The organism is Klebsiella sp. 7-CIP_Kleb. (genome assembly GCF_050378655.1).
GTDB classification, from domain to species: Bacteria; Pseudomonadota; Gammaproteobacteria; order Enterobacterales; family Enterobacteriaceae; genus Klebsiella; species Klebsiella quasipneumoniae.
In genome coordinates, this window is sequence record NZ_JBNRLJ010000045.1 from 1 (window position 1) to 352 (window position 352).

Consider the following 352-nt stretch of genomic DNA (forward strand, 5'->3'; position numbering starts at 1 on the left):
CTCTGAAGTTTTCTTGTGTTCGCAGTAAAGATGGTGGAGCTATGCGGGATCGAACCGCAGACCTCCTGCGTGCAAAGCAGGCGCTCTCCCAGCTGAGCTATAGCCCCATCGTTTGCAACCTCTTCAAATTTGCTTCGCAAATTTGGTAGGCCTGAGTGGACTTGAACCACCGACCTCACCCTTATCAGGGGTGCGCTCTAACCACCTGAGCTACAAGCCTGTAGAGGTTTTTACTGCTGTTTTTCATCAGACAATCTGTGTGAGCACTGCAAAGGCAGGTTCTTTAAGGTAAGGAGGTGATCCAACCGCAGGTTCCCCTACGGTTACCTTGTTACGACTTCACCCCAGTCAT

Annotated in this window: 2 tRNA genes and 1 rRNA gene; all 3 read right to left on the bottom strand. The window is 50.9% G+C overall.

Annotated features, from left to right (window positions below):
• Positions 1-31: 31 nt before the first annotated feature.
• Positions 32-107 (bottom strand) — tRNA-Ala (locus ACQUTI_RS26360).
• Positions 108-143: 36 nt separating this feature from the next.
• A tRNA-Ile gene (locus ACQUTI_RS26365) sits at positions 144-220 on the bottom strand.
• Positions 221-289: 69 nt separating this feature from the next.
• Positions 290-352 (bottom strand): 16S ribosomal RNA (locus ACQUTI_RS26370); the annotation flags it as partial.